Raw genomic sequence first — 17275 nt, 5'->3', positions numbered from 1 at the left:
CATAGAAGCATGTCGAATCAGGAACTTCGGGTGCTCGGCCAGGACGAGGGCGTGGACGGGTGCTGCCCAGGGCTGCTGACCGCCCCGCTCGATGAGGACCAGGCCGTGGAGCTGGCGCGCGTGTTCAAGGCGCTGGGTGATCCGGTGCGGCTGCGACTGCTGTCGATGATCGCCTCCCGCGCCGGTGGCGAGGTCTGCGTGTGCGACCTGACCCCGGCCTTCGAGCTGTCCCAGCCGACGATCTCCCACCACCTGAAGCTGCTGCGGCAGGCCGGGCTGATCGACTGCGAACGCCGGGGCACCTGGGTGTACTACTGGCTGGTCTCCGAGATGACCGACCGCCTCGCCGGCATCCTCACCCGCCCGGCGGGTGAGCCGCTGCCCGCGCCCTCCGGGGCCGCCTCGTGAGCACCGAAGCTGGGGCGTCCGCCCCGGTGGCCGCCCGGCTGTCGTTCACGGACCGCTACCTCGCGGTCTGGATCCTGGTCGCGATGGCCCTCGGCCTCGGGCTGGGACGTCTGGTGCCCGGCCTGGGGGACACGCTGGCGAAGGTGACCGTCACCGGGGTGTCCCTGCCGATCGCGCTCGCCGCCGGCTACCTGACCCGGCGTCTGGGCGAGAAGGCCAAGGGCCGCACCTGGTACGAGGCCGTGCTCCTGCCGCGCATCGGCCCCTTCGCCCTGTACGGGCTGCTGTTCACCATCGTCATCCTCTTCGCCCTCCAGGGCGAGGCCATCACCTCCCAGCCGTGGCAGGTCGCCCGGATCGCGCTGCCGCTGCTGGTCTACTTCGCCCTCATGTGGGCCGGCTCCCTGGCGCTCGGCCGGGCGGTGGGCCTGGACTACCCGCGGGCCACCACACTCGCGTTCACCGCCGCGGGCAACAACTTCGAACTCGCCATCGCGGTCGCCATCGCCACCTTCGGCGCCACCAGCGGCCAGGCCCTCGCCGGAGTCGTCGGCCCCCTGATCGAGGTCCCCGTCCTCATCGGGCTCGTCTACGTCGCCCTCGCCGCCCGCCGATTCTTCCCCCAGCCCGTCACCGGCCGACCGGCCGCCGTCCCCGAAGGTCCCGCCCATGTCTGAGTCCAAGCCGTCGGTGCTGTTCGTCTGCGTCCACAACGCCGGGCGATCCCAGATGGCCGCCGCCTTCCTCACCCACCTCGGCCGGGAGCGGGTCGAGGTCCGCTCGGCGGGCTCCGCCCCCGCCGACACCGTCAACCCCGCCGTGGTCCAGGCCATGGCCGAGGTCGGCATCGACATCTCCGCCGAGGTGCCGAAGGTCCTCACCACCGAGGCCGTACAGGCGTCGGACGTGGTGATCACCATGGGCTGCGGCGACGCCTGCCCCTACTTCCCCGGCAAGCGGTACCTGGACTGGAAGCTCGCGGACCCGGCCGGCCAGGGCGTGGACGCCGTCCGGCCGATCCGCGACGAGATCGAGCAGCGCATCCGCGGCCTGCTCGCCGAGCTCGGCATCGAGGCCGCCGCGTAACGCGGGCGGCGTTGTCAGAAGTTCTGGTGGGCGACGACGTGGTGCTGGGCGTCGTACTCGTCGAGGCCGGCCATGTGGCGGTCGGCGGGAACGGGGATGACGTAGGCGCTGAAGGCGGTATCGGGGATGGTGACCTTGTCGACCGTGGTGGTGTGGCCGTCGGCATAGGTCATGGTGGCGGCGACGACCTTCTCCTTCGGCTGCGCGATGAAGAGGGTGGCACCGCCGGGGAGGGTCCGGGTCCCGTACATACCGAGCGCCGTGGTCTTGTCACCGGGCCCGGTCACACCCGAGCAGTCGCCGTACGGGCTCACGCTCTTACCGCCGACGACCGTGCTGAGGCAGACCAGACCGGCGGGATTGTGACCCGGGGCGAAGTCCTCCGGGGTGTGCGGGTAGTACGTCAGCGACACGGACCAGGCGGTACCGCCCAGCACCCCCTTGCCGACGACCCTCGACACACCGCCCTGAAGCACCGGGGCGGTGGGCGCGGCCGGTCGCAGGTACTCGGCCCAGGGCGCCGGCCCGGCCTGCAGGGCCCAGGGCACGCCGACTGCGGCGACCAGGGCGCAGGCGCCCGCGGTCCCCAGCAGCGCGCGGCGGCGGGTGCGGCGGGACCGGCCCGCCCGCAGGATCTCCTCGAGCGGGGCGGGCGACGGTTCGATCCGCTGCGCCGCACGCGCGAGTGCGGCCGCCAGGCGATCTGTCACGCGGTGACTCCCAGAAGTTCGGCGGCGTGCCCGATGAGGGCCGGATCGGCGCGGAGCTTGGCGAGGGCACGGGAGGACTGGCTCTTCACCGTGCCCACACTGCAACCGAGTTCGTGGGCGACCTCCTCGACGCTCAGGTCCTCCCAGTAGCGCAGCACCACCACGGCCCGCTGCCGCTCGGGCAGCCCGGCGAGGGCCACGACCAGCAGGTCGCGGTCCTCGCCGGGGCAGGTGGCGGCCGACGCCGTCGGGCGGTCCGGTAGGAAGGGCATCAGCAGGTGGGTCACCCGCCGTCGCCGTACCCGGCTGCGGTTGTTGTTCACCAACGCACGGCGCAGGTAACTCGTCACCGTCTCCTCACGTATCCGCCGCCAGTGCGGAAACGCCTTCGCGAGGGTGACCTGCACGAGATCCTCAGCCTCGTGGAAGTCGCCGGTGAGCAGATAGGCCGTCTGCACCAGCGCTCCCCACCGAGCCGCGACGTACTCGCTGAAGCCCGCGTCGTCGCTGCCTCGGACCGTCCGACCGCGCTCCGTACCGCTGCGCACGAATGTGCATCCTCCGGGTCGGGGTCGTCTGTCAGAAGTTCTGGTGGGCGACGACGTGGTGCTGGGCGTCGTACTCGTCGAGGCCGGCCATGTGCCGGTCGGCGGGAACGGGGATGACGTAGGCACTGAAGGCGGTATCGGGGATGGTGACCTTGTCGACCGTGGTGGTGTGACCGTCGGCATAGGTCATGGTGGCGGCGACGACCTTCTCCTTCGGCTGCGCGATGAAGAGGGTGGCACCGCCGGGGAGGGTCCGGGTCCCGTACATACCGAGCGCCGTGGTCTTGTCACCGGGCCCGGTCACACCCGAGCAGTCGCCGTACGGGCTCACGCTCTTACCGCCGACGACCGTGCTGAGGCAGACCAGGCCCACGGGATTGTGACCCGGGGCGAAGTCCTCCGGGGTGTGCGGGTAGTACGTCAGCGACACGGACCAGGCGGTGCCGCCCAGCACCCCCTCGCCGACGACCCTCGACACACCGCCGGTGGGCGCGGCCGCCACCGGAGCGGGCGAGCCGACGGTCGGTGCGGCGGCGGTCTTCGTGGGGGCGGGCGTGGTCGAGGCGGAGGCGGAGCCGTTCAGGGCGAGGCCGGCCAGGGTGATCACCGCTGCGATCGCCGCGCCGGTCCTGAAGCGCTTGCCACTGGGCAGGGACATGGTTCTCCTCGTTCGCGTAAGGGATGAACGTGGGAGCGGCGCCTCTCCCACCCACAAGTACTCCCGCTCCGGCGGACAGGTTGCACGGGCGCGCGATCACTTCAGCTCGTGCCTGTTCTGCTGCCGGGGCACCCGATGAGCCACCCCGCACGCCGCCGTCATGGCGCGCTGAGCTGTTGACCCTGGTCAGCGCTTTCGGGTCCTACGGTTGACAGCCGGGCTGAACGGGCGCTCACCGCCGAGTCGTTGGGCGGGGGTCTTCGGGTCGGTGATGTGCTCCGACGGTCGGCGGGCGGCGGCGAGGACGGGGTGGCGGGACAGTTCGGTCCAGACGGTCTCCCGGGTCGACGTGTACCGGTGGCCGTAGCGCCGGCCCTGGCCGAGGACGGCGAGTACGACCAGCGCGAGCGGCTCGTCCAGATCCCGGGGGACCTGGACGGTGATCCGGAAGCCCAGGCGCGGGGCCCAGGTGATCGCGGCCCGGTAGCCCGCCAGCCGCTCCAGTGCGAGAGCCGTCCGGCGGACCTTGGCCGGTGGGCGGATCACCGGTCCACCACCGGGTACGCGGAGCCCGACTCGCCTGCCGGGAGCCCGAGTTCGAACCAGACCGTCTTGCCGACGCCGCACTCGCGAAGATGGGCGCCCCAGGCGTCCGCGAGGGCCTCGACCAGGGCGAGACCCCTGCCCGACTCGTCCTCGGGTGCCGCCTGGCGCGGTTCGGGCAGCTCACTGCTCGCGTCGGAGACCTCGACCCGCAGACGATCGGCGTACCGGACGCACCGGGCGGTGATGTGGCGGCCTTGGGGGACACGGGCGTGCCAACAGGCGTTGGTCATCAGCTCGCTGAGCAGCAGCACCGCCATCTCGGCGGACTCGGAAGGAAGTTGCCAGGTGGCGGCCTGGTCGCGCAGCAGGCTGCGAGCGCGGCCGACACTGCGGAAGTGACGCGACAGGCACCATTCGGCGACCTCCGGGGACGCGGCGACGGGAACTCTGGGAGGGGCGGGGCGCACGGTCATCAGGGTCCTCGGGACTGCGGGCTGGCACTGGACGGGCCGTCGGATGTCATCCGGAAGGGGTGGATTCCTTCGATCGGCCCTCTAACGATCGCCTCGCGGCCTTAGCCTCAGGAGCCACGACGTGGGTACAAAGCGTGATCGCCCCGTTGTCGTACCGAGAGAGGACAGGGGGCACGGGTGACCAGCGAGGCAACGCCGCCACCGATGGCATGGCGGTACTGCGGCAACCAGATCAAGCTCTGGCGCGAGCGGGCGGGCGTGACCCGCGAGGAGCTCGGCAAGGCTGCGGGGTACGAGTACGAGACCATCAAGTCGATGGAGCAGGGGCGGCGGAAGCCGATGCTGCGCGTGCTTCAGCTCGCGGACGAGATGTGCGGCGCAGGCGGGTTGTTGGCCGCAGCGGCGGATTACATGAAGCCGGAGAGGTTTCCCGCCCGCACGCAGGAGTTCATGGCGGCAGAGGACGACGCGATCGCTCTGCAGTGGTACGAGACCGTGCTGATCCCCGGCCTCCTACAGACGGAGGAGTACGCGCGAGTCCTGATGAGTGACTTCTGCCCGCCCCTCGACGATGAAACCATCGAGGAACGAGTAGCAGCCCGGCTACAGCGGCAGGAGAAGCTGACGCGCAAGCCGCCAGCGCTCTTCAGCTTCGTGATCTATGAGGCAGCCCTGCGAACCGGGATGGGCGGAGCGGAAACGATGAAGCGCCAGCTCCAGCACCTGTTGAAGACAGGCGAGTTGCGCAATGTCTCGATCCAGGTCCTTCCCACTCAAACGGCCATCCAAGTCGGCCTGGGTGGACCGTTCGTCCTGCTGGAGTCCTCCGATCATGAGCAACTCGCTTATGTCGAAGGCCCGGAGTCGGGCGCAGTATACGGTGACCCGAAGAGGGTCAGCGCCCTCACTCAGCGCCATGGCATGATCCGCATGCAGGCCCTCAGCGTTGAGGAATCAGCGCGATTCATCAGCAAGTTGTCGGAGGAACTATGAGCACCGACCTGGTGTGGCGCAAGTCCAGCTACAGTGACGGCGAAGGCGGCGCCTGCATCGAAGTCGCCGTCTCCTGGCGCAAGTCCAGCCACAGCGGCACCGAGGGCGGCGCCTGCATCGAGGTCGCCGCCCCCTGGCACAAGTCCAGCCACAGCGACACCGGAGGCGGCGCCTGCATCGAGGTAGCCACCTGCCCCAACACCATCCACGTCCGCGACTCCAAGGACAAGGACGGCCCGCAGCTGGCCTTCTCCCCCACCGTCTGGGCCGAGTTCGTCGCGTACGCCGCCCAGCAGAGCGTCGACTGACCGCTCCCCCGCCGGAATTCGCTGGTCAGAGCGCGCCGCACCCGGCTATAGAACTCCTATGACCACCTGGCACATCGCCCCCGAAGCCTTCGACACCCCCGACGCGACCGCCCTGCGCCGCGACTACTACGACGAGGTCGCGAGCCGCTACTGGAAGCGGCCCGCGACCTCCGAGGAGATCGACGAGGGCCTGACCGCTGACGGCGTGGAGCTGCTCACCCCGCCCACGGGGCAGTTCGTCGTCGGCCGGTACGACGGCGAGGCCGCCGCCTGCGGCGGGGTACTGATGCTGGACGCCGAGCGCGCCGAGCTCACCCGCGTCTACCTGCGCCCCGCCTTCCGTGGCAAGAAGGGCGCCGGCCTCCTGCTGGAGCTGCTGGAGCACGAGGCACGCCTGCTCGGCGCCTCCCGGATGGTCCTCAACACCCGCCTCGACCTGATCGAGGCCCGTTCGCTGTACGTCCGCCACGGCTACGCCGAGATCCCGCCGTACTGCACCGGCCCGTACGTGGAGATCTGCTACGCCAAGGACCTCAGGCCGGTATCCATATCAGCGCCCGGCCACTGAGCGTCGACGGTCTGGGTGGGGCGGTGATCGACCCGGTGCCGCTTCGGGCGGCCCAAGGCGACACGGCGTCACCCGGCCGAGGGACATTCCCAGTTGGCTGCCCCCAGGCGAAGACTCAGTCCGCACACAATCCTTCCATGACTGAACCTCTGAGCCGACGCCGAATGCTCGGCACCGCAGCGGCAGCGGGCGCCGCTGCCCTCTTCAGCGCGGGAGCGGCCAAAGCTGCCACGACGCGGCCGCCCGACCCGATGCCAATGGGGGCGTCCGGCGCCGCCAAGCCCTCGGCCGGCACCCTCCGCGCACCCGTCCCGCCGGGCGTCTACGCGATCAGCAAGCCGCGCGACCAGCTCCTCACCCTGGAGGCCCCCGAAGGCCCCGTCATCGTCCTGCCCCCCATCGGGGAGCCGGGCGTTCAGGAGTGGAGTCTGCGGAGCCTCTCCAACGGCAACGTCACCCTCCAGAACCTCCGGGAGGGCACGTACGCGGGGTACGAGGGCGCTCCTCAGGTCAACAAGCCGGTCGTCGGCAGGCCCACGCCCACCGAGTGGGTCCTGCGCCAGAGCGCCGAGCCCTTCGCCTTCCACGTGGTGGTCCCCGGCGGCCCCATCGACGGCATCGAGCTGGCCCTCGACCTCAGCCTGCTGCTGATCTACCCGCCCCGGACCGCCCTGCGGCCCTACCGGCCGGAGGACCAGCGCCAGGCCTGGCGATTCGAGTTCCACGAGTAGAACCCCCTCCGCCGACGCACGTGCCGAGCCTGACTCCCGATGGCGAGGAGGTTCAGAGGCAGCACCGGTCGTCCGGCGAGCATGCGGCGGCGGCGCGTTCACCGGAATCGGAGTGACGCACCGCCGCCGCAACCGTTGCTGGACCGGGGGGACGAGGTCATGAGCCGGCCAACTGCGCCATCTAGTTGTTCTGACCCGTGAGGTTGGGGACGCGGCTGGCGGGTGGTTTGCCTGCGAGTGCGGTGTGTCCGCGGTGGTGATTGTAGGTGTGGAGCCAGGCGGGGTAGGCGTCGCGGCGTTCCTGTTCGGTGCGGTAGGGCCTGGCGTAGGCCCATTCGTCGAGCAGGGTGCGATTGAAGCGTTCGACCTTGCCGTTGGTCTGGGGCCGGTAGGGCCGGGTTCGCTTGTGCGTGATGCCTTCGGCCGCGAGGGCATCGCGCCAGGTCCGGGAGCGGTAGCAGGAGCCGTTGTCGGTCAGCACGCGCTGGACGGTGATCCCTGCCCGGGCGAAGAACTCGCTTGCCCGGGCCCAGAAGGCGGTGGCGGTCTCCTTGCGTTCGTCGGGCAGGATCTCGCTGTAGGCCAGGCGGGAGTGGTCGTCGACGGCGTTGTGCAGGTAGCTGTAGCCGGCTTTGGAGCGGTTGTTGCGGCCGGCCTCACGGCCCAGGATCTTGTGGCCGCCGCCGTCGGGGATGTTGCCGAGCTTCTTGATGTCGACGTGGACCAACTCGCCTGGCGCGCTGTGCTCGTAGCGCCGCACCACGCGGCCGGTCGCGCGGTCCAGGTGGGCCAGGCGGGCGAGCCTGTAGCGGGTGAGGACGCGGTGCACGGTGGCTGGGTTGAGCTTCAGCAGGTAGGCGATGCGGGCCGGGCCCCAGCGGCGCAGGACGCGGACCTTGATGATCCGCCGCTCGGTGCGCGACGGGGTCCGCCGAGGGCTGCGGTGCGGGCGGCTGGAGAGGTCGCTCATACCGGCCTCGCCGAGCATGCGGTAGCGGTCCGCCCAGCGCTTGGCCGTGGTGGGCGAGACCTGGAAGCGCTCGGCGGCCCGCCGCAACGGCCAGCCGTCGTCGACTACGCAGCGGGCCAGGCGCAGGCGTCCGGTCTCGGTCAGCGGTGCGTTACGGTGTGGCATGAGGGCCTTTCTGGCTGAGGTGCAGATGTCGCAATCCACACCGAGCCAGAAGGCCCTCACTCATTTCAAGATCACCACGCCGTGAGCCCTGTCACCAACCTCCGTGGTCAGTACATCTAGTGCAGCGCCGCGTTGATTCTTCGGGGGTTCATGCGGCTTTGAGTGGGCTGCCGTCGTAGGTCCAGCGGTAGGGCTTGGCGTCGTGTTCGTCGTAGGCCAGGACGAAGGTGTCGCTCGACGATGCCGGCGAAGGGAACCCCGCGCCGCACGACATAGTCCCGGCGTATGACTCCGGTACCTCGCGGGGGCTACGAACTGGGTGCCGGCGGCGGTCCATCCGCCCGCGCCCAGCACCGCGGCGAGCGCCAGTGCTCCTGCGGCGACGGCCCGTCGGACCCGATACGTCCCCATGTCCCTGTGCTCCCTCGTCCGTTCGTCCTGCGGCGACGTGGAAGAAGGCAGGAACGCGACGCCCCCGCGGACATCACACCGCGGGCCCAAGCCGGGGGTGATACCCGGGAGCCAGAGGGGCTCTACTGGCCGGGCGTCACGAGGCCGGACTCGTAGGCGAGGACGACGGCCTGGGCCCGGTCGCGCAGGTCCAGCTTGGCGAGGATGCGCCCGATGTGGGTCTTGACGGTCTGCTCGGCGAGCACCAGCTGCGCGGCGATCTCCTGGTTGGACAGGCCCCGGGCGATCAGCCCCAGCACCTCCGTCTCGCGCGGGGTCAGGCCGTTGAGCCGCAGCTTGGGGTCGCGGCGCTTCGCGGGCCGGGTGCGGGCGAAGTCCTCTATCAGGCGGCGGGTGACGCTCGGGGCGAGCAGCGCCTCGCCGCCCGCGACGACCCGGACGGCGGCGATCAGGTCGGCGGGCGGGGCGTCCTTGAGCAGGAAGCCGCTCGCCCCGGCGCGCAGGGCCTCGTACACGTAGTCGTCCACGTCGAAGGTGGTCAGCATCAGCACCTTGGGCCGGTGGGTGCCAGGGACCGCCGGGTCGAGCAGCCGGCGGGCGGCCTCCAGGCCGTCCATGACGGGCATGCGCACGTCCATCAGCACCACGTCCGGGTGGGTGCGGCCGCTGACCTCCAGGGCCTCGGCGCCGTCCGCCGCGTCCCCCACCACGTCGATGTCGCTCTGGGCGTTCAGCAGGGCGGCGAAGCCGGCCCGCACCATGGCCTGGTCGTCGACGATGATCACGCGGATGGTCATGCGGCTGTCTCCCGGGGCGGTTCGATCGGCAGGACGGCGGCCACCTTGAAGCCGCCGTCCGGCAGCGGGCCGGTGTCCAGACTGCCATCCGCCAGCCGGACGCGTTCGCCCATTCCGACCAGCCCGTGCCCGGTGCCCTCGGCGGCGGCCTCCAGGGACTCGGTGCGCTCCGCGGGGGGCGCGTTGACGATGGTCACCCGCAGCTGCGGGCCGTCGGAGGCCAGGGACACCCAGGTGCGGGCCCCGGGCGCGTGCCGCACGACGTTGGCCAGCGCCTCCTGCACGATCCGGTACGCGGACAGGGCGGCGGCCTGCGGCACCCGGTCGTCGAGCCCGTCCTCGACGGCGAGTTCGGCGGGCACCCCGGCCCGGGCCACCGTCTCGACCAGCTGGGCGAGTTGGGGCAGGCCGGGCTGCGGGGCCTTCTCGGTGGCGGACTCCTCGCTGCGCAGCACGCCGAGCAGCCGGCGCATCTCGGACAGGGACTGGCGGGCGCCGTCCGCGATGGCGGTGAACTCCTCGGCGACCGCGGCCGGGACGCCCTCGATCCGGTACGGCGCGCTGGCGGCCTGCACCGCGATGACCGACATGTGGTGGGCGACGACGTCGTGCAACTCCCGGGCGATGCGGGTGCGTTCCTCCAGCAGGGTGCGCCGCTCGCGCTCGACCTCGCTGATGTGCTCCTGCTCGCTGAGCAGCCGCCGGGCCTCGGCGCGGTCGCGCACGGCCCAGCCGAGCAGCAGCGCGGCGCCGCTGAGCGCGATCAGCAGCACGGCGGTGCCGTCCGCGGCCCGGGGCCGGCCGAGCAGGACGGTGAGGACGGTGAGCAGCACGGTGGTGAACCAGACCGCGATCACGGTGGGCCGGCGCTCGCGCAGCCCGAGGGCGAGCAGCACGAAGGTGTACGCGATGACCATCGGCGCCGTCCACGGCCAGCTGCCCATCAGGTGCGGGTGCCTGGCGGTGACGGTGGCGGTGGTGACCAGGGTGGCCGCGCTGATCCACCAGGCGGCCAGGGGCCGGGTGATGGCGAGCAGCAGCGGCGTGGTCTGGGCGAGGGTCAGCGCGGCGGCGACCGGGAGGGCCACGTCGTAGAAGCCGCGCAGGCAGGCGATCCCGGCGGAAATCAGCGGGACCTGGAGGATCAGCGCGACGGCGTACGGGAAGCGGCGGATCCAGCGGCGGCGGGAGCTGCCGAACAGCGGGGTGGGCTCGCCGTGCGCGGTGGTGAGGCTGCGGTACAGGGCGCGCAGTTGCCGGGCGGCGTAGCTGCGGGCGTCGGTGGCGGTGGGCGTCTTCATCGCGGGCCAGCCTAGGAGCCGGGGCCCGCGCGGGCGTCGGACCGGAGCGCGAGATTTCGGGGGCTACCGGGGTACGGGGGTGATACCCCGGTACTAGCTCAGCGCCGCGTTGATCCTTCGGGGGTTCATGCGGCTTTGAGTGGGCTGCCGTCGTAGGTCCAGCGGTAGGGCTTGGCGTCGTGTTCGTCGTAGGCCAGGACGGTGGCGCTCGACGATGCCGGCGAAGGGAACCCCGCGCCGCACGACATAGCCCCGGCGTATGACTCCGGTACCTCGCGTACCTCGTGGGGGCTACTAACGACACCGGACTGTTTGCCTCTGTGGGTTGATTCGATACGGAGCTGCGGAACCTAGCGTCGATCCCATGAAACGCAATCGCCGTATCAGCGCTGTCGCGGCGCTGGCGCTCGCCGCCCTCGTCACCGGAACCGGCGCCGGGTTCGCCGCCACGACCACACCGTCGGCCGCACCGGTGGCCACGCACGCGTTCGACACCGCACCGGCCACGGCCACCGCGCCCACGCGGTCCTTCCACGGCGCGCTCCCCGCGCCGACCGGCCCCTACGCCGCCGGCGAGGACGTTATCCACCTCACCGACGCGAGCCGTCTTGACCCGTGGGTGCCGTCATCCGGCCCCCGCCAACTGGCCGTCACGATGGTCTACCCGGCCGTCCCCGGGACCGGGACTCCGGCCCCTTACATGACCCTCGCCGAGGCAGCCGGAATTCTCCAGCGGCAGAATTTGCCGGCGAGCTCCGGCGTCACCCCACAGTCCCTTTCCAGCGTCACCACTCACGCCTTCGACGGCGCGCGGCCGCAGCGCGGCAAGTATCCGCTGGTGGTCCTCTCACCCGCGCACGAGGACCCGCGCATCACGCTCACCTCGCTCGCGACCGACCTGGCCAGTCACGGCTACGTCGTCGCGCTCGTCGGCGACACCTACGAGGACAGCGGCGAGACGCTGGCGAACGGCCAGACGCCGCCGTGCGCGATCTGCGATGACCCGACGCTGATCGACTCCATCCCCACCAGCCGCGCGCGGGACGTGTCCTTCTTGATCGACCAGTTGACGCATGGCAATACCGCGTGGCGCCTGGCACACCTCATCGACAAGCACGAGATCGGCATGGCCGGACACTCCATCGGCGGAGCGGCGGCCGCCGCCACGATGATCGCCGACCCGCGAGTACGGGCCGGAGTGAACATGGACGGCAAGTTCTTCCCGGCCCCGATGCCCGGCCAGATCAACCGGCCGTTCCTCATGCTGGGCGAGGCCGACGGCGGCGGCGGGGACACCACGTGGGGGCAGGCCTGGGCCGCCCTCGGCGGCTACAAGAAGTGGCTGACGGTCGCCGGCGCCGACCACTTCAGCTTCAGCGACCTGGACCTGCTTCACGAGCAGGCCGGGTTCCCGACGCCGCCCTTCTCCCCGGAACGCGGGGTGGAGATCACCCGCGAGTACGTGACAGCGTTCTTCGACCAGACGCTGAAGGGGATCCACCGTCCGCTGCTGGACGGCCCCTCGCCGAACAATCCGGAAGTACTCTTCCAGCCCTAGTGCAGCGCCGCGTTGATCCTTCGGGGGTTCATGCGGCTTTGAGTGGGCCGCCGTCGAAGGTCCAGCGGTAGGGCTTGGCGTCGTGTTCGTCGCAGGCCAACACGAAGGTGTCGATGGCCGCGGCCAGTTCGTCGCGGGAGGCGAACTGGCCGCGGCGTCATGTTCCGCTGATTGCCGTGTGCAGTCAGGCTTTTGGCCAAGATGCCGGTACTGGAATCCCGCATTGCCGCCGCGCGATGGCACCTGGCAGTGGGCACCAGACCGCACCGCCCGCCCGACACCGGCCATGCCCGGAGCCCGAGACTCGGAGCGCGATGGCCGAGCGGCGAGACCCGAGCGCTTTCTGTTCCAGGTGGGTGGGCGGTGGAAAACCACCCTCCCACCCAAGCGCCGCGTATACCCGCATATATGACTTACCGTTACTATTCGCGACTCAGCGCAGTCTCGGTGTAGCGTGCGCAGCAACAGAACGGCCCCCGCCGGTGCTTGCGACACCGGACGAGGGCCTGACCAATCCGATCGATATAGGCGATCTCGTGGCTACTGCCAACCCTAGCGCTCCCCTGCCCTCGCACGCGGCCAAGATGGCCTCGCCGGGCTACGGAAAGCGTCCTGTGCCGGATGAACTCCCCCGTGGTGAACACGACTTCGAGCATCTCCCCCTGCGCGAGTCGATCATCGCGGCGATCATCGACCAGCTGCCCGAAGGCGCCGCCATCGACGGCAAGACCCTCGCCGGCTTGCAGCCGTTCTACGGCCAGCAGGCCGTCCGGTCGGCGCTGAACGGCCTCTTGGCAGCCGGACATCTGCACCGGTCGAAGGAGAACGCCGGTGTCGGCCAGGTCCGTTGGGTGCAGCGGACGTACTTCTCCCGCACTGCTCGCAGCCAGGCGTGGTGGACGCGTTTCGTGGCGAGCCGGCGCATCAGCGGCGCTCAGCCGGTACCAACTCCCGCCACTGCGAAGGTCATTCACCCGAAAGAGCGAGGCGCCAGGCGCCCGAAGCCACACCACCCGCCCGCCCCGAGCGCTCCGCCCGGCCCAGAACCGAGCCGACGCCCTGGCCAACGATCCGCCCCACGGCGCATCCAGCAGCCAGCACCCGTCACTCTCTCCGAGCCCGCCGCCCCCTCCCAACTGGCCGCCCCCTCCCGGCCCGCCGCTCCCTCGCAGCCCGTCCGGCCAGCCGGCCCCGCACGCCCAACCGAGGCCGCCCGTCCGGCCCGCCCAGCCAGGCCCGCCCGCTCCGAGGCCTTCGAGGCCCTGGCCGCGCTCGGCCGCGCCGACATCCGGCTGCTGCTCTCGGCCGCCGAGTGCACCGCACTGGAGAGCCTGGCCGCCGAGTGGTTCGCCTGCGGGGTGGACCGGCGCCAGTTCACGACCGCCCTCGCCTCCGGGCTGCCCGAAACCGTCCACTGCGCGGGCGCGTTCGTCCGCAAACGGCTCATCGCCAAGATGCCGCCCGCACCCGTCCAGACCGAAGAAAGCGCTCCGAAGGGACAAGCCGACCCCGTAGTCATCCGGATCCCCGAGTGCCTCGCCTGCCGCACACCCGGCCGCCTGGAGCAGTTCCAGGGCGGCCTGTGCCGCGACTGCCTGGAGGAGATCCCGTCGCGCGAGCCCGACACCCTCCCCAGCGGCCAAGCCCTCGACAAGAGAATCCGCCGGACGCCCGTCAGCCCCGAACCCTTCGCCCCCGAGCCCCTCAGCCCCGAGGCGGTCCACACCCACGCCGAGCGGATCCGGGCAGAGATGCGCCAGGCGCGTTCGACGAACACCCCGGGCACTCCGACGGCAGACGGCTGAGGCCCACACCTGGAAAGCCCGGCCAGAGGGCTCAGCCAGAGGGCTCAGCCGAAGGGCCCGGCCACCGAAGATCACGGTGAATATTCACAGGCGATGACGTGAATTTATGCGCATACCCAAGGTGAACAAGGCAGCAAACCTTGTAATCGAATTTGCTCACATGTTGAGACCATGCAATAGTCGGACATGTCCGGACGCAGTGCGTCCGCAGACAACCCACGGCCTTCCATCTGACCCGGTTCGGCCGTCACCCACTGCGCGGCACGCACCCCCATGGCTGCGCGGTGACCATGCAGGGGCCCCCGACGACCACACATCAGTGGGACGGGGGCCCCGCATCGTCTTCCAGGGGTTCTCAGGCCGGATTCGGCGGTTCTCCGGCCGGATCGGACGGCCCGCCAGCCGGTTTCGGCGGCTCTCCGCCAGGCCCCGGGGGGCACCGGCCGGGCGGTCTCAGACCGGCCGCTCGCGGATCTTGAGCTCGAACCAGACGCCCTTGCCGCGCGGCAGCAACTCAGCCCCCCAGCGCTCGGAGAGCACGTCCACCAGCTTGATCCCGTAGCCGTGCTCACTGGTGCCCGGATCGGCCATGATCAGGCAGGGCAGCGCCCGCGAGGAGTCGCGTACCTCCAGCCGCAGCCAGCCGGGCCGCCGGCTGAGCCGGATGCTGACCATCCGTCCGCTGGCGTGCCGGATCGCGTTGGCCGCGAGCTCGCCGGAGAGCAGCTCGCCGACCTCCAGCAGCTGCGGCAGCCGCCAGGCCTCCAGCACCGTGAGGACGACCCGCCTGACCACCCGGACCAGCTGCGGCCGGGACGGCAGGAAGACCTCCTGCTCCGCCCCGACCAGTTCGCAGAGGCGTCTGAAGTACTCCTCCTCGACCTGCCGGTGAGTGAGCAGCTCCAGTGTCTCCAGGGCCGAAGACCAGTCCGCCGCCTGGCCATCAGCACCCAGGTCCGCGCCCGGATGTGATGCCCGTTCCGCTTCGCCCCATCCCGCCATGCGCCAATCATTGCGGAATGCAAGCGGCCGCGTACGGACAATGACCAAACGATCACTATTCACCTGGCATATGCCGGGCGCACATCAGGCTAGGTGCGCCCGGCACGAGCCGCTGCCTACCAGCGGCTCCAGCTCAGGTTCCAGCCGCTGAGGCCGTTGTCCGGGGCCACCTTGGCGCCCTTGGAATTGACCACGGTGACCGGGTCGCCGACCAGCGAGGCGCGGAAGAACTTCCCGGCGTTGGAGCCGTTGCTGCCGTGCTCGACGTCCTGCACACCGATGCAGCCGTGGCTGACGTTGGTCTTGCCCATGGAGCCCACGGCCCAGTAGTTGCCGTGCACATACGTCCCGGAGTACGTGAGCAGCATCGCGTGCGGCACGTCCTTGACGTCGTACTGCTCGTTCTTGGGCGCCCCGGGCGCGGACTTCATCTCGACGTGCGGGTCCTTCTCCGAGATCACCATGACCCCGTTCCAGGAGTCGTAGCCCGGCTTGCCCGCGGTGATCGGGTAGCTGCTCAGCTTCTTGCCGCTGCGGACCGTGGTCATGGTGTGCTTGGCGGCGTCCACCGTGGTGCGCTGGTCACGGCCGATGGTGAAGGTCTGGTCGCTGTCCACCCCGCCGTAGACACCGGGCGAGACCTGGACGTTCGTCAGCCGGTAGTGCACCGTCACCTTGGTGCCCGGCTTCCAGAAGTGCTCCGGCCGGAAGTCCACCCGGTAGCTGCCGAACCAGTGGGCCTTGACCTTGCTGCCGTCGGAGGTGGTGAAGCTGATGGCCTTGTCGACGGCCGTCTTGTTCTGCACCGCCTTCCTGAAGTTGAGCGAAACGATCATGCCGACGCCGTACGTGCTGCCGGTCTCGACGTTGTCGTACGGACCGGCGCTCTGCCGTGCGGCCGCGGCCGGCTGGGCCGCGAACGCACTGCCCGCACCGAGCGCCAGGCCGCCGACCGCGGTCGTCAACGCCAACGCGGTCACCGCCACCCTTTGGGGCATCAACCTCATGTACCCGTCCTCCCCTACGAGTTCCACCGGCCTCGCCGGTTTACCAGTTCTTCCAGTCCATGTTCCAGCCGCTGAGGCCGTTGTCCGGAGCCACGACGGCACCCTTGGAGTTCACCACGGTGACCGGGTCGCCGACCAGAGAAGAGTGGAAGTACTTGCCCGCGTTGGAACTTTCGCTCCCGTACCGGGAGTCCTGCACGCCGATGCAGCCGTGGCTCGCGTTGTAGGAGCCCATCGCGCCGACGGCCCAGGAGTTGCCGTGCACATAGGTGCCGGAATCGGTGAGCCGCATCGCGTGCGGCACGTCGGAGAGGTCGTAGGACTCGGCCGCGGAGACGCCGCTCACGCCCTGGGAGCTCATCCGGGTGCGCTCGGCCTTCTCCGAGATCACCATGGTGCCGTTCCAGGAGTCGAAGCCCCGCTTGCCCGCGGTGATCGGGATGGTGTTCACGGTCTTCCCGTCGCGCTCCACCGTCATGGTGTCCTCGCGGGCGTCCACCGTGGTCCGCTGGTCCCGGCCGATGGTGAAGGTCTCGTCCAGGTCGCGGGCGCCGTAGACGTCGGGCGAGATCTCGGTGTTCTTGAGGTTGTAGTGGACGGACACCTTGGTGCCCGGCTTCCAGAACTTCTCCGGCCGGAAGTCGATGCGGTCGTTGCCGAACCAGTGGCCCTTGACCACGCTGCCGTCACTGGCCTCGAACGAGATGTTCTTGAGCACCTCGTCCTTGTTCTTGACCGCCTTCTTGAACTGCACCCGGACGATCATGCCGACGCCGTAGGTGCTGTCGTTCGCCAGGTTGTCGTAGAAGTTGACGGTGTTGGCCGGGGTGAGGGTGGTGAAGCTGCTCTCCGCGGTGGCCGCCACGCCCTTCTCATCGGCGGCCTGGGCACTCACCTTGTACTGCGAGGCGACCGAGAGACCGCCCTTGGGCACCCAGGAGGCACCGTCCGCGGATATCGCCCCGTCGACCGGCTTGCCGTCCTTGTCGGTCACCGTGACCTTGGTCAGCTTGCCGCTCGCCACCGACACCTTCAGGCCATCCGACGGCTTCACATCGGTCGCGCCGTTCTTCGCCGAGATGGCGATCTGCGCCGCCGACACCGCCGCCTTGGCGGCCAGCTCGGCGCTGGCCTGCTCGGCCCCGCCGCCGCCCGCGCTGCAGGCCGCGGTGGCCAACACCAGTGAACCGGCGATCAGTACACCGCGGATCCGCTTCATCTGACCTGTCT

The 17275-nt window shown here is 70.3% G+C and carries 20 protein-coding genes; 9 read left to right on the top strand and 11 right to left on the bottom strand.

Going from position 1 to position 17275, the window contains the following annotated elements; translation table 11 throughout:
• Positions 1 to 9: 9 nt before the first annotated feature.
• From ACSMTC_RS24195 to ACSMTC_RS24185, 3 genes are read left to right on the top strand one after another with little or no spacing between them, the layout of a single operon-like run.
• The gene (locus ACSMTC_RS24195; protein WP_436561817.1) at positions 10 to 408 is read left to right on the top strand and encodes an ArsR/SmtB family transcription factor; all 399 of its coding nucleotides are present in this window, start codon (positions 10 to 12) and stop codon (positions 406 to 408) included.
• A complete protein-coding gene (locus ACSMTC_RS24190) occupies positions 405 to 1085 on the top strand; it encodes an arsenic resistance protein (protein WP_436561816.1) in 681 nt (226 codons plus the stop codon). The genes ACSMTC_RS24195 and ACSMTC_RS24190 overlap by 4 nt, the downstream gene beginning before the upstream one ends.
• Complete coding sequence (locus ACSMTC_RS24185) at positions 1078 to 1494, top strand: arsenate reductase ArsC (RefSeq protein WP_436561815.1); 417 nt, start codon at positions 1078 to 1080, stop codon at positions 1492 to 1494. Before ACSMTC_RS24190 ends, ACSMTC_RS24185 begins: the two co-directional genes overlap by 8 nt.
• A gap of 14 nt (positions 1495 to 1508) precedes the next feature.
• Here ACSMTC_RS24185 and ACSMTC_RS24180 read toward each other — a convergent pair whose 3' ends face one another.
• The 5 genes from ACSMTC_RS24180 to ACSMTC_RS24160 all read right to left on the bottom strand — a co-directional run bounded on the left by ACSMTC_RS24180 (position 1509) and on the right by ACSMTC_RS24160 (position 4429).
• Positions 1509 to 2204: a hypothetical protein gene (locus ACSMTC_RS24180; RefSeq protein WP_436561814.1), complete on the bottom strand. Its 696-nt coding sequence runs from the start codon at positions 2202 to 2204 to the stop codon at positions 1509 to 1511.
• A complete protein-coding gene (locus ACSMTC_RS24175) occupies positions 2201 to 2752 on the bottom strand; it encodes a SigE family RNA polymerase sigma factor (protein ID WP_436561813.1) in 552 nt (183 codons plus the stop codon). The genes ACSMTC_RS24180 and ACSMTC_RS24175 overlap by 4 nt, the downstream gene beginning before the upstream one ends.
• A gap of 31 nt (positions 2753 to 2783) precedes the next feature.
• Entirely contained in the window at positions 2784 to 3410 is a 627-nt protein-coding gene (locus ACSMTC_RS24170; protein ID WP_436561812.1) for a hypothetical protein, read from the bottom strand.
• A gap of 186 nt (positions 3411 to 3596) precedes the next feature.
• Entirely contained in the window at positions 3597 to 3956 is a 360-nt protein-coding gene (locus tag ACSMTC_RS24165) for a hypothetical protein (RefSeq protein ID WP_436561811.1), read from the bottom strand.
• The gene (locus ACSMTC_RS24160) at positions 3953 to 4429 is read right to left on the bottom strand and encodes an ATP-binding protein (protein WP_436561810.1); all 477 of its coding nucleotides are present in this window, start codon (positions 4427 to 4429) and stop codon (positions 3953 to 3955) included. The genes ACSMTC_RS24165 and ACSMTC_RS24160 overlap by 4 nt, the downstream gene beginning before the upstream one ends.
• A gap of 177 nt (positions 4430 to 4606) precedes the next feature.
• On the opposite strand from ACSMTC_RS24160, the gene ACSMTC_RS24155 reads away from it, so the two are divergent.
• The 4 genes from ACSMTC_RS24155 (at position 4607) to ACSMTC_RS24140 (ending at position 7029) form a co-directional block, all read left to right on the top strand.
• Positions 4607 to 5422 (top strand): helix-turn-helix domain-containing protein, encoded by an 816-nt coding sequence (locus tag ACSMTC_RS24155; protein WP_436561809.1) that lies wholly within the window; start codon positions 4607 to 4609, stop codon positions 5420 to 5422.
• The gene (locus tag ACSMTC_RS24150) at positions 5419 to 5730 is read left to right on the top strand and encodes a DUF397 domain-containing protein (RefSeq protein WP_436561808.1); all 312 of its coding nucleotides are present in this window, start codon (positions 5419 to 5421) and stop codon (positions 5728 to 5730) included. Before ACSMTC_RS24155 ends, ACSMTC_RS24150 begins: the two co-directional genes overlap by 4 nt.
• 58 nt (positions 5731 to 5788) lie before the next feature.
• Positions 5789 to 6298, top strand: a complete 510-nt coding sequence (locus tag ACSMTC_RS24145) for a GNAT family N-acetyltransferase (protein WP_436561807.1) — start codon at positions 5789 to 5791, stop codon at positions 6296 to 6298.
• Between the two features lie 137 nt (positions 6299 to 6435).
• On the top strand, positions 6436 to 7029 hold the full coding sequence (locus ACSMTC_RS24140; protein ID WP_436561806.1) for a hypothetical protein: 594 nt from the start codon (positions 6436 to 6438) through the stop codon (positions 7027 to 7029).
• A gap of 181 nt (positions 7030 to 7210) precedes the next feature.
• On the opposite strand, the gene ACSMTC_RS24135 is transcribed toward ACSMTC_RS24140, so the two are convergent.
• The 3 genes from ACSMTC_RS24135 to ACSMTC_RS24125 all read right to left on the bottom strand — a co-directional run bounded on the left by ACSMTC_RS24135 (position 7211) and on the right by ACSMTC_RS24125 (position 10673).
• On the bottom strand, positions 7211 to 8164 hold the full coding sequence (locus ACSMTC_RS24135) for an IS481 family transposase (RefSeq protein ID WP_436561805.1): 954 nt from the start codon (positions 8162 to 8164) through the stop codon (positions 7211 to 7213).
• A gap of 533 nt (positions 8165 to 8697) precedes the next feature.
• Positions 8698 to 9372: a response regulator gene (locus ACSMTC_RS24130; RefSeq protein WP_436561804.1), complete on the bottom strand. Its 675-nt coding sequence runs from the start codon at positions 9370 to 9372 to the stop codon at positions 8698 to 8700.
• Positions 9369 to 10673, bottom strand: coding sequence for a sensor histidine kinase (locus ACSMTC_RS24125; protein ID WP_436561803.1), 1305 nt, complete (start codon positions 10671 to 10673; stop codon positions 9369 to 9371). Before ACSMTC_RS24125 ends, ACSMTC_RS24130 begins: the two co-directional genes overlap by 4 nt.
• Positions 10674 to 11037: 364 nt before the next feature.
• Here ACSMTC_RS24125 and ACSMTC_RS24120 point away from each other — a divergent pair, with 364 nt between their 5' ends.
• Together ACSMTC_RS24120 and ACSMTC_RS24115 are read left to right on the top strand one after the other, a co-directional pair.
• Positions 11038 to 12231, top strand: a complete 1194-nt coding sequence (locus ACSMTC_RS24120) for an alpha/beta hydrolase family protein (RefSeq protein ID WP_436561802.1) — start codon at positions 11038 to 11040, stop codon at positions 12229 to 12231.
• A 614-nt stretch (positions 12232 to 12845) separates the two neighbouring features.
• Positions 12846 to 14036: a MarR family transcriptional regulator gene (locus ACSMTC_RS24115; protein WP_436561801.1), complete on the top strand. Its 1191-nt coding sequence runs from the start codon at positions 12846 to 12848 to the stop codon at positions 14034 to 14036.
• Positions 14037 to 14489: 453 nt separating this feature from the next.
• Here ACSMTC_RS24115 and ACSMTC_RS24110 read toward each other — a convergent pair whose 3' ends face one another.
• From ACSMTC_RS24110 to ACSMTC_RS24100, 3 genes are all read right to left on the bottom strand, one after another.
• A complete protein-coding gene (locus ACSMTC_RS24110) occupies positions 14490 to 15038 on the bottom strand; it encodes an ATP-binding protein (protein WP_436561800.1) in 549 nt (182 codons plus the stop codon).
• Between the two features lie 116 nt (positions 15039 to 15154).
• Complete coding sequence (locus tag ACSMTC_RS24105; protein ID WP_436561799.1) at positions 15155 to 16045, bottom strand: L,D-transpeptidase; 891 nt, start codon at positions 16043 to 16045, stop codon at positions 15155 to 15157.
• Between the two features lie 40 nt (positions 16046 to 16085).
• Positions 16086 to 17264: a L,D-transpeptidase gene (locus tag ACSMTC_RS24100; RefSeq protein ID WP_436561798.1), complete on the bottom strand. Its 1179-nt coding sequence runs from the start codon at positions 17262 to 17264 to the stop codon at positions 16086 to 16088.
• Positions 17265 to 17275 lie beyond the last annotated feature (11 nt).

The sequence above is a fragment of the Kitasatospora sp. HPM-01-4 genome (genome assembly GCF_051374625.1).
In the GTDB taxonomy this organism is placed as follows: domain Bacteria; phylum Actinomycetota; class Actinomycetes; order Streptomycetales; family Streptomycetaceae; genus Kitasatospora.
The sequence above is the reverse complement of the archived record's forward strand: the minus strand, read 5'-3'. Positions and strand labels throughout refer to the sequence as shown.